We start from the raw sequence: 24,961 nt of genomic DNA, 5'->3' as shown, positions 1-24,961 counted from the left end.
GGCCCATGACGAAGAAGCGGTCCACCGTCGACGCACACGGTTCGATCCTGTCCTGGCGCTCGCACAACTCGGTGTTGTCGATCGCGTCGGAAGGCTCGGTGTTGTCGATCGGGTCGGTGGGTTCGGTGTTGTCGGTGGGCTCGGTCGGCTCCGCGCTGTCCCTCGGCTCGATCGGCTCGGCGCTCTCCGCCGCGTCGATCGGCTCCTACCTGGGGGCGGCATCGGCGTTCTCGGCCCAGTCGGTGTGGTCCGCCTTCTCGATCCAGTCCAGCGGCGCCGTCTTCGACCACCACAACGCCCGAAAGCTCGCCGCCCGCCGAGCGCTCCTGCCGGCGAGCGCCGCGATCGCCGGCCTCGCCACGGCGGCAATCCTGGTCCGCCGATCGCGCTGACCCCCTCGGCCGTACGCGCCGGCCCGGCCGCTCCTGAGCGCCGGCCGTACGCGGACGCGGCCGAAAGGAGCCCGACCGGCGAGTCGGCTCAGTCCGCGTCGAGGCCCTCGGCCGGTTGGGTGCCGGGGCGGAAGGGCATGCTGCCGGTTCGTTTGGTGCCGGCGAACGCGGTGAGGTCGTAGGCCGTTTCGGCGTGTACCGCCAGATCCAGGCCCAGTTGTTCGTGGTCGGCGTGGGCGCGGAAGCCGATGGTGCGGTCGATCGCCTTGGCGATCGTGTACGTGACGCCGAAGGAGAACGCGGAGACCACCACGATCGCCACCAACTGCTTGCCGAGCAGCGCGGCGCCGCCGCCGTGCAGCAGGCCCTCCGGGCCGCCGGTGACGTCCTTGGCCGCGAACAGGCCGATCAGCAGCGTGCCGACCACGCCGCCGACGTAGTGCACGCCGACCACGTCGAGCGAGTCGTCGTAGCCGAAGCGGTGCTTCCAGCCCACCGCGAAGCTGCACAGGACACCCGCCGCCAGGCCGATCACCAGTGCGCCGGGCAGGTCCACCACGCCGCAGGCCGGGGTGATCGCGACCAGGCCGGCGACCGCGCCGGAGGCGGCGCCGAGCGTGGTGGCGTGTCCGTCCCGGCGCTTCTCCACCGCGAGCCAGCCGATCAGCGCGGTGCACCCGGCCGCCTGCGTGTTCACCAGTGCCTGTGCGGCCAGGCCGTTCGCGCCCAGCGCCGAGCCGCCGTTGAAGCCGAACCAGCCGAACCACAGCAGACCCGCGCCGAGCACCACGAGCGGCAGGTTGTGCGGTCGCATCGGATCCCGCTTGAAGCCGATCCGGGGGCCGAGCACCAGGGCCACCGCCATGCCCGCGGCGCCGCAGTTGATCTCGACCACCAGGCCGCCCGCGAAGTCGAGCGCGCCGAGCCGGTGCGCGATCCACCCGTTCGGCCCCCACACCCAGTGCGCGAGCGGTACGTACACGCACAGCACCCACACCGCGCAGAAGAGCACCCACGCCTTGAACCGGGTGCGGTCCGCGATCGCCCCGGAGATCAGTGCCACGGTCAGGATCGCGAAGGTCAACTGGAAGGCCATGAACAGCAGCTCGGGCACCGTGCCGTGCAGGTCGGTGGGCTTGATGCCGGCCATGAACGGCTTGTCGAGCGCGCCGAGCAGTCCGCCGCCCAGATCGTCGCCGAACGCCAGGCCGTAGCCGAAGGCGATCCACACCACGGTCACCACGGCGATCGCCACGAAGCTCATCATCAGCATGTTCAGCACGCTCTTGGCCCGGACCATGCCGCCGTAGAAGATCGCCAGGGCGGGGGTCATCAGCAGCACGAGCGCGGTGGCCACGAGCAGCCACGCGGTGTCTCCGGCGTTCAGGGCGTCGGTCGCGACGGTCATGCGGCTCCCTCGTGGGCCTGATCTGGTCTCAGGTCAGGGTGGGCAGGCCGAGTTTCCTGGCGTATACCTCGGTGTTACGCGCGGGTTAAGGAACCCGCCCCGTGTTACGCGCGCATTGCCCGACGATGAGCGAGTGCGCACGCGGTGAGCGGGTCGACACGTACGTGAAACACGACCCGCCCGGCGGGGCGAGTGCCCGATCGGCGCCCGGCCTACTCCGGTACCCGGCCGCCCGAGCGGCGGGTCACCAGCCGCGCGACCGAGCCCAATCGTTCGCCGTGGGCCATCACCTGACGGCCCGTCACGCCCTTGAGCCCGTTCAGGGTGAGAGCGACCGCGACCCGGCCGGCGGCGTCGAAGACCGGGGCGACCAGGGTCGAGATGTCGTAGACGGTGTCCGGGTCCACCGCGATCAGCTCGTACTCCTCCTCGCCCAGCGCGGCGGCCAACTCGGCCAACCGGTCACGCAGCAGCGCGGCCTCGCGCGGATGTTCGGCCATACGCTCCAGCGTGCCGCCGATCCGGGTCCGGGTCGGGCTGTCCAGGGTGATCGAGTACCCGCGCTCGCGGACCGCGGCCAGGGTGGGCGGCAGATGCACCCGGGCCGTACCGCGCACACGCTCGTCCAGCCGGTCCAACCACGCGTCGACCTCGGCCGGCGCCGACCACGCGTGGAAGACCTGGCCGAGCGGCGGCACCATGCGCAACCGCTGACCGACCCGGACGTCGGCCGAGGCCAACTGCGGCCGGCCCTCCACGGCCAGGATGACGATCTCGTCACCCACCGCGACGCTGGCGATCAGCTCGGTGGCGAACTCGTCGGCCAGCCCGCGCATCTCGGCCCGGGCCAGGTCCACCGCCCGATTGCCGCGCAGCGCCGCGTCGCCGAGCGCGACCAGGGCCGGGCCCAGCTCGTAGGTCTTGCGGCGCGGATGCCGGACCAGGTAGCCGGCGTCCTCCAGGGCCTGAAGCACCGACAGGGCGGACGCGAGGTTGATGCCCAGGGCGGAGTGCAGCTCGGACAGCGTGTAGGCGTCGCCCGGGTGGGCGGCGAAGAAGTTCAGGATCTCCACCGCGCGACCGGCGGCGAGGGCGGGACGGACCATGACGGCGACTTTCCGACCCGGCGGGCACCTTGTGGCCGGTACCTGGGCGGGTCACACTCGGGACCACGGAATACGGGATTCGAAAACATTTTTCAGCATATCGAAAATGGGGTGCTCCGATGAAGCTCGACGTGCTCTACGAAGTGGACGTGCCGCGCCCGTGGCACGGTGAACACCCCTACGGCCAGCGGCGCGAGGAGCAGCGCGCGTATCGCGAGGCGATCGAGCAGATCCGGCTGGCCGACCGGGTCGGGTTCCACACCGTCTGGGCGGTCGAGCACCACTTTCGCGAGGGCCGCTCGCACATGCCCGCCTCGGAGGTCTTCCTGGGCCACCTGGCCGGGATCACCGAGCGGATCCGGATGGGCTTCGGCGTCACGCTGACCCCGTTCGGCTTCACCCCGCCGCAGCGGATCGCGGAGAAGGTCGCGACCGTGGACATCCTGTCCGGCGGCCGGGTCGAGTGGGGCACCGGCCGCTCCACCCCGATGGAGCAGACCGCGTTCGGCGTGGACATCGCCAAGTCCCGGGACGACTGGCGCGAGGCGATCGAGATCGTCACCGGCATGTGGCGCGAGGAGTACTTCGAGTACGAGTCGGAGCGGTTCTCCTTCCCGCGCCGGATGGTCACCCCCAAGCCGTTCCAGGACCCGCACCCACCGTGCTGGATGGCAGCCACCTCGCAGGGTTCGGCGGAGATCGCCGGTCGCAACGGGCTGGGCATGTTGTCCTTCTCGATCATGCAGCCGTTGGAGACGATGGCCGCCCAGGTCGCCGCCTACCGCGCGGCGGCGGCGAACCCGACCCCGCTCACCGACGTGACCACGAACAAGGTCGCGGCCTACACGCTGGTGCACACCACCGGGAGCAAGCAGGTCGACCGGCGGGTCTGGGACTCGGTCGCGTGGTGGTACAAGAACCTGGCCATGTTCACCCTCGAATGGGAACTGCCGCACCTGTCCCCGGCCGAGCAGGACAAGACCTTCCCGCTGCTCAAGCCGATGTTCGAGGGCAACGTCCCGGTGGAGACCTTCGACGCGGCGGACATGATCGTGATCGGTGACGTGGAGACCTGCGTACGCAAGATGAAGCGCTACGCGGACCTGGGGGTGGACGAACTGATCTGCTACGTCCAGTGGGGCTTCCTGGAACACCAGGACATCCTGCGGACGATCGAAATCCTCGGCAAAGAGGTCATTCCGGAACTGGAGAAGTATCAGCCAAACAAATAGTGGGCACAGTCGGTCGGTTACTGATAATCCTTGGCGCCGTGACCACCTCCATATACGCGTCGCGCCTGCGACGCATCGCTCCCGTCGGCCTCGCCCTCGTGCTGGCCGCCGGGTGCGGCGGCTCCGGCGGCGGAGCCGAGTCGAAGACCGAGCGGCGGCCCACCGCCGCGCCTTCGCCCACCGGTACCGCCACCGCGAGCACCCCGACGGCCAAGCCGATCGGTGCGGACGACCCGGCGCTCAAGGAGTTCTACGGCCGGAAGCTGGCCTGGGCGAAGTGCGCCGACGACAAGGCCACCAAGGCGGACGAAAGCCTGCTGGAGTGCGCGAAGTTGCGGGTGCCGCTGGACTACGCGAATCCGGCGGCCGAGGCGATCGAGGTGCAGGCGTACCGCAAGAAGGCCACGGGGGAGCGGCTGGGCGTGCTGGCCGTCGACCCCGGCGGCCCGGGATCGGGCGTGCTGCGCATGGTGGCCGGGTTCGGGCAACGCCCGGCGCTCGCCGAACGCTACGACGTGGTCGGCATCGACCCGCGCGGCACCGGTGACAGCAACCCGGTCACCTGCGTCGACAACGCCGGCATCGACCGGCTGCGCGGCCTCGACCCGACCCCGGACGACGCGGCCGAACTGGCCTCGATCTCGGCGTTCTACGCGGAGTTCGCCGACGGCTGCACCGCGCGCGGCGGCAAGCTGCTCGCGCACCTGGGCACCCGGGAGGTGGTGGGCGACCTCGACGTCCTGCGCGGTGCGCTGGGCGAGGACAAGCTCAACTACTTCGGCTACTCCTACGGCACCTTCCTCGGCGCCGTGTACCTGGAGACGTTCCCGGGCCACAGCGGCCGGATGGTGCTGGACGCGCCGATGAACCCTGCACTGGACCGGGTCGCGGCCGCGCGCAGCCAGGCCCGCGGCTTCGAACAGACCTTCCGGGCCTTCCTGGCCGACTGCCTGAAGCAGTCGGACTGCCCGTTCGACGGCACGGTCGACGAAGCGGTGCGCACCCTCGCCGACCGGCTGCACAAGCTGGGCGAGAAGCCCTTCAAGGCCGCGGGCGGTCGCACCATCGGCGAGGGTGAGGCCGTCAACGCGATCTCCCAGGCGGTCTACAGCGAACAGGCCTGGAAGGACCTGCGCGCGACCCTGGCGATCTACCTGGGCGACGACGCGCGCCGGGCCGCCTCGGCCACCGACTACTGGCTGGGCCGCGAGGAGGACGGCTCCTACCCGCGCGACCACGCCGCGGCCAATGTGACGATCAACTGTGCCGACGGACGGCAGTTGACCATCGCCGAGGCCGACGCGCTGGCCAAGGAACTGGCCGACCCGCTGCCGATCACCGGACCCGGCGTGGCCTGGTCCTTCGCCGCGCAGTGCCGACCGGCCGGCGCCGATCGGGCCCGCCCGATCAGCGCGCCGACCGCGCCGCCGGTGCTGATCGTCGGTTCCACGGGCGACCCGGCGACGCCGTACGAGCAGGCCCAGGCGCTCATTCCGCAACTGCCCGGCGCGGTCCTGCTCACCCGCGAGGCCAACGGGCACGGCTCCTACAACCGCGGGAACACGTGCGTGGACACCGCGGTGGAGACCTACCTGATCAAGGGCGAACTGCCGGCGGCCGGTACACGCTGCACGTGACCCGGGCGGACATCCGTCGAAACCGTCGGTGCCGCACGATGTCGAGCGGGCTCGCACACCGCGCCCCGGATTGCGCGCTCTGCCCGGCACGTTCCACCGGCGCGTTGTACGGTCCGTGAGTGACAGTCACATCCCTGGTTCCCTGGCCCGCCGACTACCCCGGCGACTACGCGGTCGTCGACGTCGAGACCACCGGGCTGCGAAGTTCGGATCGCATCGTCTCGGTCGCCGTGGAGTTACTCGACCGAGCCGGTACGGTGACCGACCGCTGGTCGACGCTGGTGGACCCGCGACGCGATCCCGGACCGGTGCACATCCACGGCCTGACCCCGGAACGGCTCGCGGGCGCGCCCACGTTCGACCGGATCGCCGACGACCTGGCCGAGTACCTCGCCGGACGAGTCCTGGTCGCGCACAACGCGCCGTTCGACTGGGGCATGTTGACCGCGGAGTTCGGCCGTCTGGACACGCCGTGGCCGATGCGGCGGCGGTTGTGCACGATGGCGCTGGCCCGGCACCTGGAACTGCCGATCGGCGACTACCGACTGGCCACCCTCGCGGCGCACTACCGGGTGCGGCAACTGCGCGCGCACGACGCGGTGGACGACGCCCGGGTGCTCGGCGAGATCTTCCGGTACAGCCTGCACGAAGCGGCGGGCGCCGGCCTGCCGCTGCCGCTGACCGTGCCGGACGCCGGCTCCGGGCTGCGCCGCGCCGCCGCCGCCCGCACGCGCCGTCCCGAGCGGTCGGTGTCGGCCAAGGCGCCCTGCCCGTGGACGAATCCGGGCCGGCTCGACCTCGGGGTGGGGCTGATCCAGGGCATGCGGGTGGCGTTCACCGGCGGGGGCGGCCGATCGCGCGAGGAGTCGGAGCGGCGGGCGACTGAGGCCGGTCTGTACGTGGCGACCTCGGTCAGCGGGAAGACCTCGGTGCTGGTGACCGACGACGCGGGCAGCGGCAGCGGCAAGAACCGCAAGGCCGCGCAACTGGGTACACCGGTGATCGACGAGGCCACGTTCGAGCGCTTGTTGGCGCGGGTGTCGCCGGGCACGGCGGTGGCCCGCCCGACGGCGGCGCCGGTGGTCGCGCCGGCGGTGCTTCCGGCGCCCCGTACGGAGCCCGACCCGGAGCCCGAGACGGATCGCGGGCCGGCATCCGTGGCCGGCGCGGCCGGTGCGATCCAGGCGCCCGTCCCGGCCGAGGCGCCGAGTGCGCCCCCGTCGGGCGCGGCCCCGGTCGCTCCGCCGCGCGTCCCCATTCGCCCGACGGTGCGTCAGGTCCTGGTCCTCCAGGGCCGGGACGAGCACGGCGAGGGCGGCCGGGTGCGCCAACTCGTCCTCGACTCCGGCGCTCGGCTCCGGATCAACCTCACCTCGACCGTGGACACCGTGGTGGTGCTGCCCGGCGCGGCGACCGATCCCCGGATCGCCCGGGCGCGGGCGTTCGGCGCGGTGTGCCTGACCGAGGCGCAATGGCACGCCTCACTCGCCGACGCGCCCGAGTCCGGCCCCCGAGCCGAGCCCGGGGCCGGCCCGGCCGGTAGGGGCGACAACCTCCCGCGCGGCGGCACCGTGCAACTGCCCGGCGGCGCCGACCCGGGCCGGTGGACGCTGAACGCGTCCTGGGCCTGGGAGCGCCCGGACGAGGACATCGACATCGTGGCCTTTCTGCTCGACGAGCACGAACGGGTACGCGGCGACGCCGATTTCGTGTTCTGGAACCAACCGGCCACCCCGTCGGAGACGGTCGCCCTCGACGCGTCCGGCCCGGCCGAGCAGACGGTCACGCTCGAACTGGATGCGCTGCCACGTGACGTACGTCGCGTCGTCATCGCGGCCTCGGTCGACGGAGCGAGCACATTCGCGGCGGTCGGGCCGATCGAGATCGACGTGGCGCCGTTCCAGGCCACCTCGTTCGTCCGCTCGGTGCTCGACGCCGCCACCGTCGAACGGGTGTTGCTGCTGGGCACGTTCTACCGCCACGGCGCCGGCTGGAAGTTCCGTACGGAGGGCCAGGGCTACGAGTTCGACCTCGCCGCACTGGCCGGCTCGTTCGGCGTGGAGATCGCCTGAGACCCGTTGCCGACCGGCCGCTGGGGGGAGTGCGATTCGGTACCCGGGCGGCGGAGTGGTTTGCTTGACCCGGCCGACAGCAATCGAGGGCAAGGAGTGGTCATGGCGCAGGTCAGGGCAACCGCACAGACGACTGTGGCGGCGAAACCGGAAACGGTTTTCGCGGCCGTCGCCGATTACGCGGACGTGCGGCCCAAGCTGCTCACCGAGCACTTCTCGGAGTACGACGTGCGCGAGGGCGGCAAGGGCGCCGGCACGGTGGCGCACTGGCGGCTGCAGGCCACGAGCAAGCGGTCGCGAGACTGCCTGGTGACGGTCACCGAGCCGGCCCCCCTGACGCTGGTGGAGACCGACGCCAACTCGTCGATGGTCACCACGTGGACCGTGTCGCCGGCGGGCGCGGGCAGCCGGGTCGAGGTCGTCACGGTGTGGAACGGGGCGGGCGGCATCGGGGGCTTCTTCGAGAAGACCTTCGCGCCCGCCGGGCTCAAGCGGATCTACGACGGCGTGCTCGCGAAGCTGCCCGACGCGCTCTGATCGCGGGTTCCACGAGACGTGGGACGACGCCGGCCGGCCCCACCGCGAGGTGGAGCCGGCCGGCGTCGGGCCGATCGTTTTGGTGTGCGGCAGCGCTCAGGTGAGCAGCGAGCCCGCGCCGATGCCCAGGGCCGCGGCCGAGACCAGGCCGAAGAAGCCGACCCACACCGTCCCGGGGATCTTGGTCAGGTCGGCGAGCTGATCCGCGTCCGACCACGGCGCGCGGCCACGACCGCGCATTTGCTGAAGCTCGAAGACCGGCCGCACCCCGGACACCAGCAGGAACCACACCAGCAGGTACGCGAACGCCGCCTGGATCCGCGCACTGGCCAGCCAGGAGATCGCGAAGATCACCCCGCCGGTGGTCAGCAGCACCAGCGCGCCGAACCAGTTGCGTATCGCGATGAACATCAGCGCGAGCAGCACCAGCGCCACCCACAACACCATGGTGATGTGCGCGCCCGCGAGCAGCGCCGCACCACCCGCGCCCAGGATGGACGGCGTGATGTAGCCGGCCATCGCGGTGAAGATCATGCCCAGGCCCGTCGGCTTGCCCACCGACACGGTCACCCCGGAGGTGTCCGAGTGCAGTCGGATGCCGGACAATCGGCGCCCGCTGAGCAGCGCGACCATCGCGTGCCCGCCTTCGTGCGCGATCGTCACGACCGAGCGCAGCGGTCGCCAGGTCGGGCGGTACAGCACCACCACGACCGCGACCGCCCCGGTCACGAGCGCGAGCCAACTCGGCGGATCCGGTTGGGTTCCGACCACCCGGTCCCACAGGTCCTGCAACGACACCGTGTCGACGCTGCTCACGCCACCCCTCTCGTCTCACGTCCGCCCCCGCCCCGCCTCGAACGCTACCGCCCGCCGAGCCCTGCGGTTCGCGCCCGCCCCCGGCTCATCCCCGCGGTACGGCCCGCCGCGCCACGTGCTCGGTGTGCTCGACGTGGCGCGGCGCGGCCTTCGGGTCGAAGTCGTGCGCGCCGACCTCGACGCGCACACCGCCGCCGAGCACGAGCCGGTCGCGCGGGGCGAGCATCTCCTCCACGTCGACGACCAACGGCCGACCGGGTTCGTGGCCGGCTCCGTTCCAGCGCTCGATCTCGGTGCCGTTGGCCGAACCCAGGTCGACCGCGAGCACCCGCTCACCGGCGCGTCCGGTCGCGAAGCGCAGCAGTAGGTGCTGCCGGCTGACGTAGCGCACCGCCTCGCCGAATCGGCGCTGCCGGGTGCCCAGGTTGTAGCCGTTCGCGATCCGGCCCCGGCCCAGGACCAGATTGATGCCCAACTCCAGCGGCAGGCGTTCGATCGACTCGCCGGTGGCGTGGTCGGCCAACTCCACCTGTCGGGTCGCCCGCCGGGGGCCCTGGGCCGCGAGCACACTCGCGCACTCCGGGCAGAGCGCCCGCGCGCCGACGTCCACGCGCGGCCACACCGGGATCAGGCCCGTCCACGTGCGCGCGTACGGACAGCGCGGTTCGATGCACCGCCACCGGGTGTTCAGGATCTCCGGGCCCGGGTGCGGCCGCGCGGACCCGTCGAGCCCTTCGACGTCTTCCTCCGGCGCGAGCGGTCGGAGCGGCTCGGGGTCGATGCCGCGCGGGACGAAGTGCACGCCGTGCTCGTCCTGGTGCCAGTGATGGAAACGTTCCGGGTGCGACCGGACCCACGGATGCCGAGCACGGAAGTCGAGGAAGAGGTCCCCGCTGAGCACGTGCAGCCCCTCGGCCTCGGCGCGTTCGAGCAGGAACGTGTCCGCGACCGCACGCACGCTCACCTCGCCCCGGGCCGCGCGGCGCGACAATTCGCTGCGGTCGGCCGCGTCCAGAGCCGGCAACAGCGCCTTGGCCAGCACGAGTTCGACCCGGACGCCGGCACCGTGCCGGGCCCGCCACGCGCTCACGACCGCGTCGAGCCGGGCCGCAAAAGGCCCCTTCGCGCCGATCGGATGAAGCCCTTCGGAGTGACACACATCGGCCACATCCACGATCGCGTTCCACACACCGTCCCCCTGACCGAGCCCTCATGCAATTCCTATCCGAAACCCGGTCGCCGCGCCGGGCTACACGCCCTAACGTGCGATCGTGATCGAGACCCTGGCCCTGTCCGCGCAAGCCACCACGACCGCAGACCTGTTGGCCCGCGCCGCCGTCGAGCGCGGCATGGCGGTCGCCGTGCTCGACGGTCCGCGGCCCGACCTGCGCGGATCGGCGGTCTACTACGGCGGACCCCGGTTCGCCGACACGGTGGCCGAGTCGCTGGACATAGCTTTGCTGGAGCCGGCCGACCACTGGCTGACCACGCTGGACGAGCGCTGGACCCGGCGGGCGATCACGCGGACGACCATGGCCGAGGCGCGGCGGCTGCGCGTGCCGGCTTTCGTCAAGCCGCCGAGCGACAAGTCGTTCGAGGCGGCCGTGTACGCCGACGGCACCCGACTGCCGCCCGCCGTTCCCGGCGAAACCCCGGTCCTGGTCAGTGAGATCCGGACATTCGTCGCCGAATACCGGCTGTTCGTGTTGGACGGCGTCGTACACACCGGCTCGCGCTACGCGCGCTTCGGCCGACTCGACCCGCTGCCGCTCACCGAGGATCCGCGGGCCGGCGAACTCCTGGCCTTCGCCGCCGAGATGCTCGCCCACACCGCCGCCGACCTACCCGGCGCGGTCGTGGTGGACGTCGGCCTGGCCGGCACCGCCGACACGGCCGAGGAGTACTGGGTGGTGGTCGAGGCCAACATGGCCTGGTTCAGCAACATCTACGCCGCGGACCCACCCCGCTGCCTCGACGCGATCCGAACCGCCGCCGGTCCGCGCGCCTCGCTACGCCCGACCGACACCCCTTTCGTCCGCCCGTCCCCGCTCACCCACACGTAGTTCGCGCCCGTTTCCGGCTTCGACGGGCCATGGCCTCGGGTGCCGGGGCGGCTCAGGGCGTGGGGCCGGGGCGGTGGGATTCGGCGTGGAGGTAGGCGGCGGCCAAGGTCGGGACGCAGGTCAGGTTGGTGCTCAGGCCCGGGCGCACGATCCAGATCATCGACGAGCCGGGGTAGGGACGCGGGCCGGGCAGGGTGAGGCAGCCGCCGTGGCCGACGTAGTGGTATCGGGTGCCGTCGGCCGGGCCGACGGCGGGGCCGACGGCGGCGAGCCAGGCCTCGGCGCTGCCGGGGCCGACCAGATAGGCCCACTTGCCCGCGTGTTCCTCGGCGATTACCGCCCCGACGGGTTCGGCGGCGGCCGTGAGCAGGTCGAGCACGGCGGCGCCGAGGTCGACCCGCATCACCACGGCGTCGAACAGACGACCGGTGTCCGCGGCGCGCCGTGCACCCGGGTTGGTCAGCCACGTGTACCGCGTTTCGCGCGGATCGCGGGTGGCGGCGCTGATCCACGCGATCCCTGCCTGGTTCACGCCGGCATCTTGCTCCTGCAGCACGTTCCCTCGCCTCCCAAAGGTCGGGAAAAGGCGCGATCGGTCACTTGCGCGAGCAGCCCGACGGGTGGTCGAGGTGTCGCTGTAAGTAGCGTCCTCGGTGGGCGCAATAAGTGCAAGTCAAACAACTCACTCGACTTGCAGAGTGTCGGACATGAGTACCATGACGGGCGACTCGCCGCGGTGAAGCCCGGAAAAGCCGGTGAAGCCGGTAAAGATGATGAACGGCTCGAAGCCTCGGCGCGGCCGGAATACCTCGACGGAAGTGCTCGGGAGCGGGAGGAAAAATGGGCGCGGAGCAATACCCGACGGTGCGCAGACGCGTTCTGGGTGCCAACCTGCGTCGCCTGCGCGAGGACAAGTCGCTGTTGCTGGAGGACGCCGCCGACGCCCTCTCCTGCCATCCGGCGAAGGTCAGTCGGATCGAGTCCGGACGCAGTGGGATTCGGGCGCTGGATCTGAAGGCGCTGCTGGATCTGTACGAGGTGGGCGACGCACAGGCGCGGGAGGGCTGGCTGGCGCTCGCCCGCGAGGGCCGCCGACAGCGCTGGTGGCGCGACCTGGCCGATCAACTTCCCCAGGACTTCCTGGACTTGATCGGACTGGAGGCCGAGGTGGCGTCCTGCCTGGGCTTCCAGCCGAGCATCATTCCCGGGTTGTTCCAGACCGAGGAGTACGCGACGGCGGTGATCCGCGGCGGCACGGTCGGACCGGTCGACGAGCAGTGCCGCACCAGGGTCCGGGTGCGGCTGGATCGACAGCGCGTGCTCACCCGCGAGGAACCGGCCCCACTGGAGGTGTTGATGGTGATCGGCGAGGCCGCTTTGCGCCAGGAAATAGGCGGCCATCGGGTGCTTCGAGAACAACTCGTGCACTTGATCGAAATTGCACAACTATCGAACGTGACCGTGCAAGTACTACCCTTTTCGGCAGGCGCCTATCCGGGCGGCCCCACGCCGTTCTCGATCTACGGATTCCCTCCCCCGTCGGGGATGGAAGTGGTTTCGCTGGAGAACATCACCAGCCACGCGTACCTGGAAAGAGCCCAGGACACCGCTCACTACGGCAAGGTCTTCGCCGACTTGCGGGGCATCGCGCTCAGCCCCGTCGAGTCGGAGGCCTTCATCGCGGCCAGTGCCCAGCAACTCGCAGACCGAGCCGCTCGAAACCGGAGCGACTCGCCCACCGAGAAGGAAGAACGCCATGCCTGAGAACAACGCCCCCCGTTGGTTCAAGAGCTCCTACAGCATGCAGAACGGCGACTGCACCGAGATCCGCCCGCACCCGGACGGCGCCGTCGAGGTACGGGACAGCAAGGACCCGGCCGTCGGGCTGCTGACCCTCGCCCGCACCCCCTGGCGCACATTCGTCAGCGCGCTGCGCACCGACGCCTGACCCCTGCGTCACCGGCCCCCGAGGTCCGCGAGCCGCCCGCCCCCCCGATGGGCGACTCGCGGACCTCCCGTCGTTCCGAGGCACCCGCGGCTCCCGCGGGCTCCGCCGGGCCCGCCGATCCGGCCGGCCCGGCCCACCGACCGGCCGCGACACCCACTGCCGGCTCCGGAATCGGTTCGAGTCCGGACGAGGCGCCGGGTACGCTCCGGGGGCATGGCTGCCCCGACTGGTTCCCCCCGCATGCCCGACAAGCCCCCCCTCGACGGGCTGGAAGCGAAATGGTCGCGCGTCTGGGAAGAGACGGGCGTATACCGCTTCGACCGGAGCCGGACCCGCGACGAGGTCTACTCGATCGACACCCCGCCGCCGACGGTCAGCGGATCGCTGCACGTGGGCCACGTGTTCTCCTACACCCACACCGACGCCATCGCGCGCTACCGCCGGATGTGCGGGCGCGAGGTGTTCTACCCGATGGGCTGGGACGACAACGGCCTGCCCACCGAGCGGCGCGTGCAGAACCACTTCGGCGTGCGTTGCGATCCCGCGCTGCCCTACGACGCCGACTTCGTGCCGCCCACGTCGCCCGGCAAGCAGCAGATCCCGGTCTCCCGGCGGAACTTCATCGAACTGTGCGAGCGGCTGACCCACGAGGACGAGAAGGCGTTCGAGGAACTGTGGCGGCTGCTCGGGCTGTCCGTCGACTGGACGATGACCTACCAGACCATCGACACGGTCTCGCGGACCGCCTCCCAGCGGGCCTTCCTGCGCAACCTGGAGCGCGGCGAGGCCTATCCGGCCGAGGCCCCCACGCTGTGGGACGTCACCTTCCGCACCGCCGTCGCACAGGCCGAGTTGGAGGACCGCGAGCGCCCCGGTGCCTTCCACCGCCTGGCGTTTCGCGCGCCGACCGGTGATGCGCTGGAAATCGCGACCACCCGACCGGAGTTGTTGCCGGCGTGCGTCGCACTCGTCGCACATCCCGACGACACCCGCTACACCCACCTGTTCGGGAACAGCGTGCGCACGCCGCTGTTCAACGTCGCGGTGCCGGTGTACGCGCACCCGCTGGCCGATCCGGACAAGGGTTCCGGGATCGCCATGGTGTGCACGTTCGGTGACACCACCGATGTCACCTGGTGGCGCGAACTGCGCCTGGAAACCCGGGCGGTGCTCGGCTGGGACGGCCGCTTCCTGAGCGAACCGCCGAGCGGGATCGACGCCCCCGAGGCGGTCGCGGCCTACGCGCGACTGGCCGGCGCGACCGTGTTCACCGCGCGCGAGCGAATCGTGGCGATGCTGCGCGAGAGCGGCGAGCTGATCGGCGAGCCGAAGCCGATCACGCACACGGTGAAGTTCTACGAGAAGGGCGACAAGCCGCTCGAGATCGTCACCACCCGGCAGTGGTACCTGCGCAACGGCGGACGCGACGCCGACCTGCGCGCCCGACTCCTGGCCAGGGGCGCCGAGTTGACCTGGCATCCGGCGCACATGAAGGTGCGCTACGACAACTGGGTCGAGGGCCTCAACGGCGACTGGCTGATCAGCCGGCAGCGTTTCTTCGGTGTGCCGGTGCCGCTGTGGTACCCGCTGGACGCGGACGGCCGGCCGCGCCACGACACGCCGTTGCGCCCGGCCGAGGCGGACCTGCCGATCGATCCGTACACCGATGTGCCGCCCGGATACCAGGAGCAACAGCGCGGCGAGCCCGGCGGGTTCGTCGGCGACGCGGACGTGATGGACACCTGGGCCACCTCCTCGCTCACGCCGCAGATCGCGGGCGGCTGGTGTCGCGACGAGGACCTGTTCGCCCGGGTCTTCCCGATGGACCTGCGGCCGCAGGCACACGAGATCATCCGCACCTGGCTGTTCTCCGCCGTGGTGCGGGCGGACGCCGAGCACGAAAGCCTGCCGTTCGCGCACGCGGCGATCTCCGGCTGGATCCTGGACCCGGACCGCAAGAAGATGTCCAAGTCCAAGGGCAACGTGGTGACCCCGGTCGACCTGCTCGCCCAACACGGCTCGGACGCGGTGCGCTATTGGGCGGCGAACGGCCGGCCGGGCGTGGACACCGCGTTCGACGTCGGCCAGATGAAGGTCGGCCGGCGGCTCGCGATCAAGCTGCTCAACGTCGGCCGCTTCGTGCTCTCGATCGGCGCGGCAGAGGCGGGCGGCGCGGACCCGGCGGCCGAGGCGGACCCGGCGGTCGAGGCGGACCGGGCACACGATGCGGTCGAGGTCCCCGAGGCGGTGACCGAACCGCTGGACCTGGCGCTGCTGGCCGAACTGGCGGAGGTGGTCCGTGCGGCGACCGAGGCGTTCGAGGACTACGACTACGCGCGGGCGCTGGACCGGACCGAGCGGTTCTTCTGGTACTTCTGCGACGACTACGTGGAACTGGTCAAGGCCCGCGCCTACGGCGAGGCCGGGTCGCCGGCGGGCGCCGCGTCGGCCCGGGCCGCCCTCGCGAGCGCGCTGTCCGTACTGCTGCGGTTGCTCGCGCCGGTGTTGCCGTTCGCGACCGAGGAGGTGTGGTCGTGGTGGCGGGACGGCTCGGTGCACCGGGCGAGTTGGCCCGAGCCGCACGCGCCGGCGGCCGATCGGGCGTTGTTGGGTACCGCGTCCGAGTTGATCGCCGGTGTGCGCAAGGCCAAGTCCGCCGCGCAGGTGTCGATGCGGGCCGAGGTGGCGGGCGTCACGATCACCGGCGCCCCGGCCCAGTTGGCCCGGGCGGCCCTGGTCGAGACGGATCTGCGCGCGGCCGGACACATCACCCGGATCGACCGCGTTGCCGCGGAGGGACCGCTCACAGTGGACGTCACCCTCGAATAGCCGGCACGGCGGTCGCCCGCCGGGCTGAGCGGTCGCCCACGGTGCTCGTCGGCGAAAGTCATTGACTCGGCCAAGTACCCGTAGTACCCGTTGGCCATGACCACTCACCACCCCGACGACATGTTCCACCCGCCGACCAACGACGACCCGTACTGGTCGGAGACCTCCTGGTTCACCTTCACGGTTCCGGAAAAGCGGCTGTCCGGGCAGCTCTATCCGTTCTTCCGGGCGAACCAGGGGGTCGCGGCGGGCGGCGCGTACTTCTGGGACGACAGCGGGCAACATCCGCACGAGGCGGTCTACGCCAAGAACTTCTGGCATCTGCCGATCCCCGACCAGGACCTGACCGACCTGCGCCTGCCGAACGGCTTCCGGGTGCGCTGCGTGGAACCGCAACGGGTGTACGAGGTCGGCTACGACGACCCGGACGGCGGCGACGAGATCCACGTCGACCTGACCTTCACCGGGGTGCTGCCGCCGCACTACCTCGGCGAAAAGCACGTCGACCAGCCCGGCCGCTACACCGGCACGCTCGTGCTGCGTGGCGAGGAGATCCCGGTCGACTCGTACGGTTTCCGGGACCGCTCGTGGGGACCGCGCTCGCAGTTCGGTCCCGGCCTGATGCAGTCGCCCGCCAGACGCGGCGGCTACAGCTACGCGACCGCCTCCGACCGGGACGCCTTCCACAGCATCACCATGGACTTCGGCACGGGCTGCGTGTCCATCCACGGTTACCTGCTCCGCGACGGCACCTGGGCCAAGCTGGCCAAGGGCCGCCGTGAGGTGGTCGAACGCGAGGACACCACCGGCTGGGCCACCCGGATCGTGCTCGACGCGGTGGACGAACTCGGCCGCGAACTGCACGCCGAGGGGCGCATGCACAACCGGCTCGGCTTCTTCCTGAACCCGAACCTGTTCACCGTCAACGGCCTCACCGAGTGGACCTTCGACGGCGTCACCGCGTGGGGCGAGGACCACGAGAACTTCTCCGCGGCCGAGATCCGCCGGCACAGCCGGGCCTGGCGCGAGCGCTGAAACGACCGCGCGGCGCGCGCAACGGGCGCCTCGGACCGGGCGGCGCGGATCGCGCGGCGCGGACTCGGCGGCGCCGAACGAACGGGTCCAAGGTCCCCGTGCGTGGGGTGCATGGTCCCTGAGCGAGGTGTCCCTGACCCGGCTACGGTCGAATCAGGAGGACGGGCCGAGCTCCCACGCCGCCGCGGCGTGCCCACGCATGCCCGTGCGTGGCGACCGGCCCGACACGGCGATGAGGCGAGGCGGAGAAATCACGGAGATCGTGCTCGACCCGGCCGTCGCGGCCGCCCGGGTGGGAGCGGACGGCCGGATCCTGGCCCGCACGCCACGCTTCGCCCGGGCCGTCGGCCTGCTCGGCGAGGCGCCCGGACAACCGCTCCCGTCCCTGATCGGCGACCGACTCGGGCCCGACGCCCGGGAGGCGTGGCGGGAGCTGGTCCGCGAGGCGCGAGCCACGCCGGGGCGGCCGGCGACCAAGGTGGTCGAGCTGCCGACCGCGGACGGCATCGCGGTGGTCTGCCTGTTCGAGGCGGTCGCGCACGGACCCGACACCGTGCTGCGCGAGCTGCGCGGGCACAGCGAGCTGGAGGCCCAGCTCGTGCACTTCCGCCTGGCCGCGAAACTGGGCGGATTCGGACTGTGGACGTGGGACCCGGACTCGGGCACGTGGCGCTGGCACGGCGGCCGGCCACGGCTGCACGCTCCGGACGCGGACGCCGAAGGCGGCGACGCCGGCCCGCGTTGGCTCGCCGACGTCCACCCCGAGGATCGGGCGGACCTCACCCGACGGATCGAGGCGCTTCGCCCCGGGGGCGTCGACGAGGACCGCACCATGTTCCGGGTGCGCGGCGCGGACGGTTGGCACTGGGTCGAGTCGCACATGCGCAGGCTCCGGCTGGGCATCGACGGCCGCGACGTGATCGTGGGTGTCGACCACGACCAGACCGAGGTGGTCCGGCTGCGCGCCGAGGCCGAGCGGCGTCTGAGCGCGGCGCGCGAACGCGGCGAGCGACTGGCCGAGGTGTCCGCGGCGCTGATCCGCGCGGTCACCGAGGACGAACTGAGCGCGGTGATGCTCGACCGGGTGGCCCCGGTGTTCGGCGGTACGGGCGCCCTGGTCGCGCTGGTGGACCACGACCGGCTGCGGATGTCCTTCGGGCCCGGGGTACGGGCGGACCTGATGCCCGCCCTGGAGCGGATCGCCCCGACCGCGGATCGTCCGCTGGGGTGGGCGATTCGCACCGGAGAGCCGATCTTCGTCGAATCGCTCGCGGAGCACACCGCGGGATGGCCCGACGCGCCCGAACTGATCGAGGCCACCGACGCCCGGGCGTACGCGATCATCCCGTTCGCCGGCGGCGACCGTCCGATCGGCGGCCTCGCGGTGACCTACGACCGCGAGCACCGGCCGACCCAGGACGAGCGGGCGCTGATGCGCACCTTCGGTCAGTTGGCCGGTCAGGCGATCGAGCGGATCCGGCTGCAACAGGCCCGCGCCGAACTCGCCGAGGCGCTCCAGCGCACCATGCTGCCCGCGCGCCTGCCGGTGGTGCCGGGCCTGGAGGTCGCGGTGCGCTACGCGCCGGCCCGGGACGGGTTGTCGGTGGGCGGCGACTGGTACGACGTGATCGCCCGCGATGACGGCACCGCGTTGGTGGCCATCGGCGACGCGCAGGGCCACGACGTGGACGCGGCCGCGTTCATGGGGCAGGTGCGCACCACCAAGCGGGCCTTCGCGGCCGAGGACGCCGACCCGGGCCGGGTGTTGCGCCGGACCAACGACCTGCTGGCCGCGCTGCACCGGGACGCCTTCGCCAGTTGCACGCTGCTGGGCATCGACCCGGCGACCGGTGCGTGCGCGGTGGGCCGGGCGGGCCACGTACCGATGATCGTGCTCACCCCGGACGGGCGATCGCAGGTGCTGGAGACGCCCGGCGGGCCGGTGCTCGGCATCCTGGAGGGCGCGGACTACCCGACCCACGAGCTGCGGCTGACCCCGGGCTCGATCGTCGTGCTGGTCACCGACGGAGTGGTGGAGTCGCGCGAACGGCCCATCGACATCGGCCTGCAGCGGGCGGCCGAGCGGGCCCGCGGGTGCGCCGACGCGGGCGTCGAGGCGATCGCGGACGCGGTGCTCGCGGCGGCGGACGAGACCGGCAACGTCGACGACGCGGCGGTGTTGGTGCTGCGCCTGCCGCTGCCGGGGGAGCGGACCGCGGCTCGCGTGTGACGTTGTCCACCCGACCCGGGCTTGAAGTTAGGCAAGCCTCACCTTTAAGTTGCGCAGTAGGACAGGCAAGGCTTGCCTAAGAAATCGGGCCGCTCGTCCGCCTACTCCACAGCTCGAAAGGCCGCCGGATGCGTCTGCGTCGAACAAGCTTGAAGGTGGCCGCGGCCGTCCTCGCCATCACCGCGTTCGCCACGGCGTGCGGTGGCGACGACGAAGACAAGTCCGACGGCAAGACCGGCCAGGCCGCGGCCGGTACGGCGTTGCCCGCCACGGTGGACACCACGATGGGCAAGGTCACCGTCAAGGACGCGAGCCGGATCGTCCCGCTCGGCGGCGACATCGCACAGACGGTGTACGCGCTCGGCCTGGCCTCGAACGTCGTCGGCGTGGACACCTCCGGCGCGGTCCTGCCGGAGAGCAAGGGCAAGGCGACCTTCGGCAACTCGCGGACCCTCAACCCCGAGGGCATCCTCGCCCAGCGGCCCACGATCGCCATCGGCAGCGCCTCGGTCGGGCCGCGCAGCGCGATCGACCAACTCAAGGCGGCCGGCGTACCGATCGTGCTGATCCCGGACAGCAGCAAGCCCGAGGACGCGATCACCCGGATCACCACCATCGCCACCGCGCTGGGCGTGCCGGACAAGGGCAGGACGCTCGCCGACCGGACCGCCGGCGAGATCGCCACGGCCAAGGCCAAGGGCGCGCAGGCCACCACCAAGCCGCGCGTGGCGTTCCTGTACATCCGCGGGCAGGCCAACCTGTACCAGATCGGCGGCAAGGGCCTGGGCCCGGACAGCATGATCACCGCCGCCGGCGGCATCGACACCGGCACCGAGTTGGGCGTGGAGATGTCCGCCGCGCTGACCCCCGAGGCGATGGTCGCGGCCAAGCCCGACGTCATCCTGGTCTTCCAGAAGGGCCTGGAGTCGGTCGGCGGCGTCGACGGCGTGCTCAAGCTGCCGGGTGTCGCACAAACGCCCGCCGGCCAGAACCGCAAGGTCGTCGCGATGGACGACCTGGAACTGGGCGGTGGCGGTCCGACCGCGGGCGTCGCGCTGAACAAGCTCGTCGATCTGCTGCATGGCTAGGGTCGGCCGAGCCTCGGCCCGTGCCGCCGCGCAGGCGCCGGCCGGGCCCTCTCGGTCCGCGCGGCGCCCGCGGACACACGACGGGAAGGTACAGGGGAGCCCGTGGCAACGGTGACGGAGCGTCAAGAACCCACGGACGAACCGGCTTCACCGCCGCCCGTGGTCGAACTCACCAAGACCGCGGCGCCGGTGGCGGCGGATCCGGAGACGGCGGCCTCGGAGCCGAAGGCTCCGGACGCGGCTGCCCCCGTGGTGGCGACCCCACGCAAACACGGCCGGTGGCTGATGCCCACGCTCGTGCTGCTGCTCCTGGCCACGAGCGTCGTGTCGGCCGGCATGGGCGCCTTCGACATCCCGTCCGATCAGGTGCTCTCCTCGGTACTACACCACCTGGGCCTGGACATCGGCCACGTGTCGCAGGCCAACGAGGCCGTGTTGTGGAACATCCGCTTCCCGCGCATCGTGCTCGGCATCATGGTCGGCGCGTGCCTGGGCTGCGCCGGGGCCGCGATGCAGGGCGTGTTCGGCAACCCGCTCGCCGAGCCCGGCGTGATCGGGGTGTCCTCCGGCGCGGCACTGGGCGCGGTGGGCGCGATCGTGATGGGCGTCTCCACGTTCGGCTCCTGGACGGTGACCGCCTTCGCTTTCGCCGGCGGCCTGATCACCACGCTGTTCGTCTACCTGCTCTCCCGTGCGGACGGCCGCACCGAAGTGGTCACCCTGGTACTGACCGGCATCGCGATCAACGCGCTGGCCGGCGCCGCGATCGGGCTGTTCACCTTCGTCGCCGACGACGCCGAACTGCGCAGCATCACCTTCTGGAACCTGGGCAGCGTCGGCGGGGCGAGCTGGAAGATCATCGGCGCGCTCGCGCCGTTCGCGATCATCGGCCTGCTGATCCTGCCCCGGTACGCCCGGGCGTTGGACATCATGGCGCTCGGCGAACGCGGCGCCCGACACCTGGGCGTGGACACCGAACGGGTCCGCATCGTGGTGGTCGTGCTCAGCGCCACCCTGGTCGGTGCGGCGGTCGCCGCGGCCGGGGTGATCACCTTCGTCGGCCTGGTCGTTCCGCACATCATCCGGCTGATCGCCGGTCCCCGACACCGGCTGCTGCTGCCGGCGAGCGCCGTCCTGGGCGCGCTCGTCACCGTCGGCGCCGACCTCGCGGCGCGCACCATCGCGATGCCCAAGGAGGTACCGCTCGGTGTGCTCAGCGCGCTGATCGGTGCCCCGTTCTTCCTGTGGCTGCTGCGCAGGACCCGTTCCCGACAAGGAGGTTGGGCCTGATGAGGCTGCTCGCCCGGAATCGCGGCGCGGCGACCGCGCCCACTCCCGAGTCCGGCGCGATCGGCGTCGAGGCCGAGAACGTCGGCTTCGCCGTCGCCGGCCGCAACCTGGTCGACGGCGTCTCGCTGAATGTGCGACACGGCGAGATCGTCGCGGTGCTCGGACCCAACGGCGCGGGCAAGTCGACCCTGCTCGGCCTGCTCACCGGTGATCTGACGCCGCATCAGGGCACCGTGCGGATCGCCGATCGGCCGTTGTCCGACTACTCGCAGCGCGAACTGGCCTTGCGCCGCGCGGTGTTGCCGCAGAATGTCACGCTGTCCTTCCCGTTCACGGTGGACGAGGTGGTGCGGATGGGCCGCGCGCCGCACGCGGGACTGCCGAGCGAGGAGTCCGAGGACGCCATCGTGGCGCGCTGCTTGGCCGAGACGGATGTCGCGCACCTGGCCGACCGGGCCTACCCGTCGTTGTCCGGTGGCGAGCGGGCCCGGGTCTCACTGGCGAGGGTGCTCGCGCAGGGCGCACCCGTGCTGTTCCTCGACGAGCCCACCGCGGCGCTGGACCTCAAGCACACCGAGGACGTGCTGCGGCTGGCCCGCGCCCGGGCCCGCCGGGGTGACGCGGTGGTGATCGTGTTGCACGACCTCAACCTGGCCGCCGCCTACGCGGACCGGATCGCGCTGCTCGCCGGCGGCCGTCTGGTCGCGTGCGGTCCGCCGGACCGGGTGTGCACCGCACCGGTGTTGTCCGACCTGTACGGCCATCCGGTGGACGTGCTGCGGCGGCCGGGCTCGGACGAGTTGCTGATCCTGCCGTCGCGCTGACGGCGGCCTTGCGCTGTCGCGCCTTCGCCGCAGCCCTGTTGGGTCCGCGCCTGTCGCGTCCGTCTCCGTCGGGTCCGCGTCCGCCCGGTCCGCGTCCGTCGGGCCCGCGTCCGCCCGGTCCTAACCGCCCTACAGGTGCCGTGCTTTACGGGTGCAGTGCCTTGTGCAGTGCGGTGAAAGACCCCGAGGCGCACTCCTCGCAGCGCGGGATCAGGTCCACGAAGCTCATGAAGCCGTGCACCATGTCCTCGAACAGCTCGCACTCGACGGTGTTGCCCGCCGCGCGCAATCGCTCGGCGTAGTCCGCGCCCTCGTCGCGCAGCGGATCGTAGCCGGCCAGCACGACGTGCGCCGGCGCCAGCCCGGACAGGTCCTCGATGGTGCCGATCCGGGCGTACGGGCCCAGTTCGTCGAACCCCCGTCCGCCGAAGTAGTGGCTCATGAACCACGCGATCGAGGCGGCGGTGAGCAGCGGCGCGTGCGCGTTCTCGGCCCGGGACACGGTGTCCTCGACGCCGGTCGCCGGATACCACAGCATCTGCAGGGCCGGCTGCGGGAGGCCGTGGTCGCGGGCCAGCAGACACGTGGTCGCGGACAGGGTGGCGCCCGCGCTGTCGCCGGCCAGGGCGATCCTGGCCGGGTCGGCGCCCAGTTCGGCGGCGTTGTCGAGCACCCAGCGGTACGCGGCGAACGCGTCCTCGGTCGCGGCCGGGAACGGGTGCTCGGGGGCGAGCCGGTAGTCCACCGAGATCACCACACACTCGGCGTGCCGGGCGATCCGCCGGGCCAGCGCGTCGTGGCTGTGCAGACCGCCGATCACGAACCCGCCGCCGTGGAAGAACACGGTCACCGGCAGATCGGGCTGTTCCGAGGGCCGATAGACCCGAGCGGGCAGCGCGTCGACGGCACCCGGGATGGTGCGATCCTCCACCCGGGCCAGCTCGGTCATCACCGGCAGCAGTCCGATCCCGGCGTCGATGGTGGCCCGCGCGGTGGCCGCGTCGCCCACGAACAGATCCTCCGGCATGACACTCAACAGCTCCACGAGCTGCGGATCGATCGCCACCACGTTCCCCCTCCGTCAACCACATACCGGCCGGTACGGAATGTACGGCGCATCCCTCGCGGGTGGAACCCGCAAACACCCGGCGGTTCAGGCCGAAGCCACCGGCGGGCGCCAGGCCAGGACCGTGTCCAGCGGGCGCAGGGCCGCGTCCGGCGCGACCCGGCCGGCCACCCGCAACAACGTGTCCCGGACCGCGACGGCACCTCGGCCCTCCCACTGCGCCATGGCCCCCATGCGGCGCGACTTGCGCACCACATCGGAGGTGCGCGGCAGCCGCCGCGCGGTGTACGCGGGCAGCGCGTCGACCACGCCGTCGGCGTCCGCGCCCGAAAGCACGTCGGCCAGTTCGATCGCGTCCTCCAGTGCCTGATTGCCGCCCTGACCCAGGTTCGGCGTCATCGCGTGCGCCGCGTCGCCGATCAGCACGACCCGTCCCCGGTGGTGGGCCGGCAGCGGCTCGGCCATCTCGTGCACGTCCAGGTGCAGGATTTCCCCGGCCGGCGCCGCTGCGATCAGTTGTGGAATGGGCGCGTGGAAGTCCCGGTACAGGTGCAGCAGTTCGGCCCGCTCGTCACCGTGCGTCGCGCCCGCGGGGCGGTTCGCGGTCGCGTACCAGTACACCCGGCCGTCGGCGAGCGGCATCGCGCCGAAGACCAGGCCGCGGCCCCAGGTCTCGCCGGGGACGATGTCCATGCCCGGCACGATCGCGCGCCACGTGGTGAATCCGGCATAGCGCGGGCCGGGGTGCTCGGGGAAGAGCGCCCGGCGGATCGGCGAGCGGATCCCGTCCGCGGCGACCACGAGGTCGGCGGTCAGGGTGTCGCCGGCCGCGGTGGTCACCGAGGCCCGCTCGTCCGGGCCGCCGGGGCGCACGGTCAGCACGGTCGTCCCGGTGCGCAGCGCGTGCGCCGGCAGGCTCGCGTGCAGTACGCGCATCAGTTCGGCCCGGGGAGCGAGCACCACCGGTTCGCCGAAGCGCTCGACGAAGGCTTCGCCGCTGGTCGGCGCGAGCACCCGCCCATCCGGGCGACGCAGCGTCGCGGCGCCCTGGATCGCGGCCAGTTTGCGCAGAGGACTGCCCGCGTCGACCGCGTCCAGGGCGCGCAGCCCGTTGGGTGCGACGACGATGGCCGCGCCGATCGGCTCCAGCGTGGCGGCGCGTTCCAGGACCAGGACCGACCACCCGTTCCGGTGCAGGGCGGTCGCGGCGGTCAGCCCGCCGGGTCCGGCGCCGACGATGATCGCCTCGGGCTTCGTGACGGACATGGTTCCCCCGGATGGGTCGTTCCTTCTCGACATCCACTACAGGTGTAGAGGACGTGTCAATGACTCTACATGTGTAGTGGACAGGATCTCTACGCCTGTAGTGGGCAGATCTCTACGGGTGT

21 protein-coding genes are annotated in these 24,961 nt (G+C 71.8%); 14 read left to right on the top strand and 7 right to left on the bottom strand.

Annotation, left to right across the window (positions count from 1 at the left end; genetic code table 11):
• Positions 1-5 precede the first annotated feature (5 nt).
• The gene (locus tag ACIRL2_RS43070) at positions 6-392 is read left to right on the top strand and encodes a hypothetical protein (protein ID WP_395869038.1); all 387 of its coding nucleotides are present in this window, start codon (positions 6-8) and stop codon (positions 390-392) included.
• A gap of 88 nt (positions 393-480) precedes the next feature.
• Here the strand turns inward: ACIRL2_RS43070 and ACIRL2_RS43065 are convergent, their stop codons facing one another.
• Both ACIRL2_RS43065 and ACIRL2_RS43060 read right to left on the bottom strand, forming a co-directional pair.
• Complete coding sequence (locus ACIRL2_RS43065) at positions 481-1,800, bottom strand: ammonium transporter (protein ID WP_395869036.1); 1,320 nt, start codon at positions 1,798-1,800, stop codon at positions 481-483.
• 212 nt (positions 1,801-2,012) lie between these two features.
• Positions 2,013-2,906 carry an IclR family transcriptional regulator gene (locus ACIRL2_RS43060; protein WP_395869034.1) on the bottom strand — a complete coding sequence of 298 codons (894 nt, stop codon included), beginning with the start codon at positions 2,904-2,906 and terminating at the stop codon, positions 2,013-2,015.
• A gap of 119 nt (positions 2,907-3,025) precedes the next feature.
• Here ACIRL2_RS43060 and ACIRL2_RS43055 point away from each other — a divergent pair, with 119 nt between their 5' ends.
• From ACIRL2_RS43055 to ACIRL2_RS43040, 4 genes are all read left to right on the top strand, one after another.
• Positions 3,026-4,138: an LLM class flavin-dependent oxidoreductase gene (locus ACIRL2_RS43055; protein ID WP_395869031.1), complete on the top strand. Its 1,113-nt coding sequence runs from the start codon at positions 3,026-3,028 to the stop codon at positions 4,136-4,138.
• Positions 4,139-4,176: 38 nt separating this feature from the next.
• A complete protein-coding gene (locus tag ACIRL2_RS43050) occupies positions 4,177-5,775 on the top strand; it encodes an alpha/beta hydrolase (protein WP_402239958.1) in 1,599 nt (532 codons plus the stop codon).
• A 119-nt stretch (positions 5,776-5,894) separates the two neighbouring features.
• A complete protein-coding gene (locus tag ACIRL2_RS43045; protein ID WP_402239955.1) occupies positions 5,895-7,847 on the top strand; it encodes a TerD family protein in 1,953 nt (650 codons plus the stop codon).
• A 102-nt stretch (positions 7,848-7,949) separates the two neighbouring features.
• Positions 7,950-8,384, top strand: a complete 435-nt coding sequence (locus ACIRL2_RS43040) for an SRPBCC family protein (protein WP_395869025.1) — start codon at positions 7,950-7,952, stop codon at positions 8,382-8,384.
• A 96-nt stretch (positions 8,385-8,480) separates the two neighbouring features.
• Here the strand turns inward: ACIRL2_RS43040 and ACIRL2_RS43035 are convergent, their stop codons facing one another.
• Positions 8,481-9,200 carry a M50 family metallopeptidase gene (locus ACIRL2_RS43035; protein ID WP_395869023.1) on the bottom strand — a complete coding sequence of 240 codons (720 nt, stop codon included), beginning with the start codon at positions 9,198-9,200 and terminating at the stop codon, positions 8,481-8,483.
• 85 nt (positions 9,201-9,285) lie between these two features.
• Positions 9,286-10,290, bottom strand: a complete 1,005-nt coding sequence (locus tag ACIRL2_RS43030) for a hypothetical protein (RefSeq protein ID WP_402239951.1) — start codon at positions 10,288-10,290, stop codon at positions 9,286-9,288.
• A 181-nt stretch (positions 10,291-10,471) separates the two neighbouring features.
• On the opposite strand from ACIRL2_RS43030, the gene ACIRL2_RS43025 reads away from it, so the two are divergent.
• Positions 10,472-11,263 (top strand): ATP-grasp domain-containing protein, encoded by a 792-nt coding sequence (locus ACIRL2_RS43025; protein ID WP_402239948.1) that lies wholly within the window; start codon positions 10,472-10,474, stop codon positions 11,261-11,263.
• Between the two features lie 52 nt (positions 11,264-11,315).
• Here ACIRL2_RS43025 and ACIRL2_RS43020 read toward each other — a convergent pair whose 3' ends face one another.
• Entirely contained in the window at positions 11,316-11,795 is a 480-nt protein-coding gene (locus ACIRL2_RS43020) for a hypothetical protein (RefSeq protein ID WP_402239945.1), read from the bottom strand.
• Between the two features lie 308 nt (positions 11,796-12,103).
• On the opposite strand from ACIRL2_RS43020, the gene ACIRL2_RS43015 reads away from it, so the two are divergent.
• From ACIRL2_RS43015 to ACIRL2_RS42980, 8 genes are all read left to right on the top strand, one after another.
• Positions 12,104-13,027: a helix-turn-helix domain-containing protein gene (locus ACIRL2_RS43015; protein WP_402239944.1), complete on the top strand. Its 924-nt coding sequence runs from the start codon at positions 12,104-12,106 to the stop codon at positions 13,025-13,027.
• On the top strand, positions 13,020-13,211 hold the full coding sequence (locus ACIRL2_RS43010) for a DUF397 domain-containing protein (protein ID WP_395869014.1): 192 nt from the start codon (positions 13,020-13,022) through the stop codon (positions 13,209-13,211). The genes ACIRL2_RS43015 and ACIRL2_RS43010 overlap by 8 nt, the downstream gene beginning before the upstream one ends.
• A gap of 240 nt (positions 13,212-13,451) precedes the next feature.
• The gene (valS, locus tag ACIRL2_RS43005; RefSeq protein ID WP_402239942.1) at positions 13,452-16,040 is read left to right on the top strand and encodes a valine--tRNA ligase; all 2,589 of its coding nucleotides are present in this window, start codon (positions 13,452-13,454) and stop codon (positions 16,038-16,040) included.
• Positions 16,041-16,136: 96 nt separating this feature from the next.
• Positions 16,137-17,075, top strand: coding sequence for a hypothetical protein (locus ACIRL2_RS43000; RefSeq protein WP_402239939.1), 939 nt, complete (start codon positions 16,137-16,139; stop codon positions 17,073-17,075).
• A 232-nt stretch (positions 17,076-17,307) separates the two neighbouring features.
• A complete protein-coding gene (locus tag ACIRL2_RS42995; RefSeq protein WP_402239936.1) occupies positions 17,308-19,305 on the top strand; it encodes a SpoIIE family protein phosphatase in 1,998 nt (665 codons plus the stop codon).
• A 155-nt stretch (positions 19,306-19,460) separates the two neighbouring features.
• Entirely contained in the window at positions 19,461-20,393 is a 933-nt protein-coding gene (locus ACIRL2_RS42990) for a hemin ABC transporter substrate-binding protein (protein ID WP_395869006.1), read from the top strand.
• Positions 20,394-20,582: 189 nt separating this feature from the next.
• On the top strand, positions 20,583-21,683 hold the full coding sequence (locus ACIRL2_RS42985; RefSeq protein WP_395869258.1) for a FecCD family ABC transporter permease: 1,101 nt from the start codon (positions 20,583-20,585) through the stop codon (positions 21,681-21,683).
• The gene (locus ACIRL2_RS42980; protein ID WP_402239934.1) at positions 21,683-22,507 is read left to right on the top strand and encodes a heme ABC transporter ATP-binding protein; all 825 of its coding nucleotides are present in this window, start codon (positions 21,683-21,685) and stop codon (positions 22,505-22,507) included. Before ACIRL2_RS42985 ends, ACIRL2_RS42980 begins: the two co-directional genes overlap by 1 nt.
• A gap of 145 nt (positions 22,508-22,652) precedes the next feature.
• Here ACIRL2_RS42980 and ACIRL2_RS42975 read toward each other — a convergent pair whose 3' ends face one another.
• The gene (locus ACIRL2_RS42975; protein ID WP_395869002.1) at positions 22,653-23,576 is read right to left on the bottom strand and encodes an alpha/beta hydrolase; all 924 of its coding nucleotides are present in this window, start codon (positions 23,574-23,576) and stop codon (positions 22,653-22,655) included.
• An 84-nt stretch (positions 23,577-23,660) separates the two neighbouring features.
• Positions 23,661-24,839 (bottom strand): FAD-dependent monooxygenase, encoded by a 1,179-nt coding sequence (locus tag ACIRL2_RS42970; RefSeq protein WP_402239931.1) that lies wholly within the window; start codon positions 24,837-24,839, stop codon positions 23,661-23,663.
• Between the last annotated feature and the right edge of the window lie 122 nt (positions 24,840-24,961).

This window comes from Embleya sp. NPDC127516 (assembly GCF_044765325.1).
Taxonomy (GTDB): Bacteria; Actinomycetota; Actinomycetes; order Streptomycetales; family Streptomycetaceae; genus Embleya.
Note: the sequence above shows the minus strand (reverse complement) of the source record. Positions and strands in the feature narration are given on the sequence as shown.

Excerpts from the sequence above, each read along its gene's own strand:
- ACIRL2_RS43065 (WP_395869036.1), bottom strand. The coding sequence starts at position 1,800 with ATGACCGTCGCGACCGACGCCCTGAACGCCGGAGACACCGCGTGGCTG.
- ACIRL2_RS43060 (WP_395869034.1), bottom strand. The coding sequence starts at position 2,906 with ATGGTCCGTCCCGCCCTCGCCGCCGGTCGCGCGGTGGAGATCCTGAAC.
- ACIRL2_RS43010 (WP_395869014.1), top strand. The coding sequence starts at position 13,020 with ATGCCTGAGAACAACGCCCCCCGTTGGTTCAAGAGCTCCTACAGCATG.
- ACIRL2_RS42970 (WP_402239931.1), bottom strand. The coding sequence starts at position 24,839 with ATGTCCGTCACGAAGCCCGAGGCGATCATCGTCGGCGCCGGACCCGGC.
- ACIRL2_RS43015 (WP_402239944.1), top strand. The coding sequence starts at position 12,104 with ATGGGCGCGGAGCAATACCCGACGGTGCGCAGACGCGTTCTGGGTGCC.
- valS (WP_402239942.1), top strand. The coding sequence starts at position 13,452 with ATGCCCGACAAGCCCCCCCTCGACGGGCTGGAAGCGAAATGGTCGCGC.
- ACIRL2_RS43070 (WP_395869038.1), top strand. The coding sequence starts at position 6 with ATGACGAAGAAGCGGTCCACCGTCGACGCACACGGTTCGATCCTGTCC.
- ACIRL2_RS42995 (WP_402239936.1), top strand. The coding sequence starts at position 17,308 with ATGAGGCGAGGCGGAGAAATCACGGAGATCGTGCTCGACCCGGCCGTC.
- ACIRL2_RS43055 (WP_395869031.1), top strand. The coding sequence starts at position 3,026 with ATGAAGCTCGACGTGCTCTACGAAGTGGACGTGCCGCGCCCGTGGCAC.
- ACIRL2_RS42980 (WP_402239934.1), top strand. The coding sequence starts at position 21,683 with ATGAGGCTGCTCGCCCGGAATCGCGGCGCGGCGACCGCGCCCACTCCC.
- ACIRL2_RS43000 (WP_402239939.1), top strand. The coding sequence starts at position 16,137 with ATGACCACTCACCACCCCGACGACATGTTCCACCCGCCGACCAACGAC.
- ACIRL2_RS43040 (WP_395869025.1), top strand. The coding sequence starts at position 7,950 with ATGGCGCAGGTCAGGGCAACCGCACAGACGACTGTGGCGGCGAAACCG.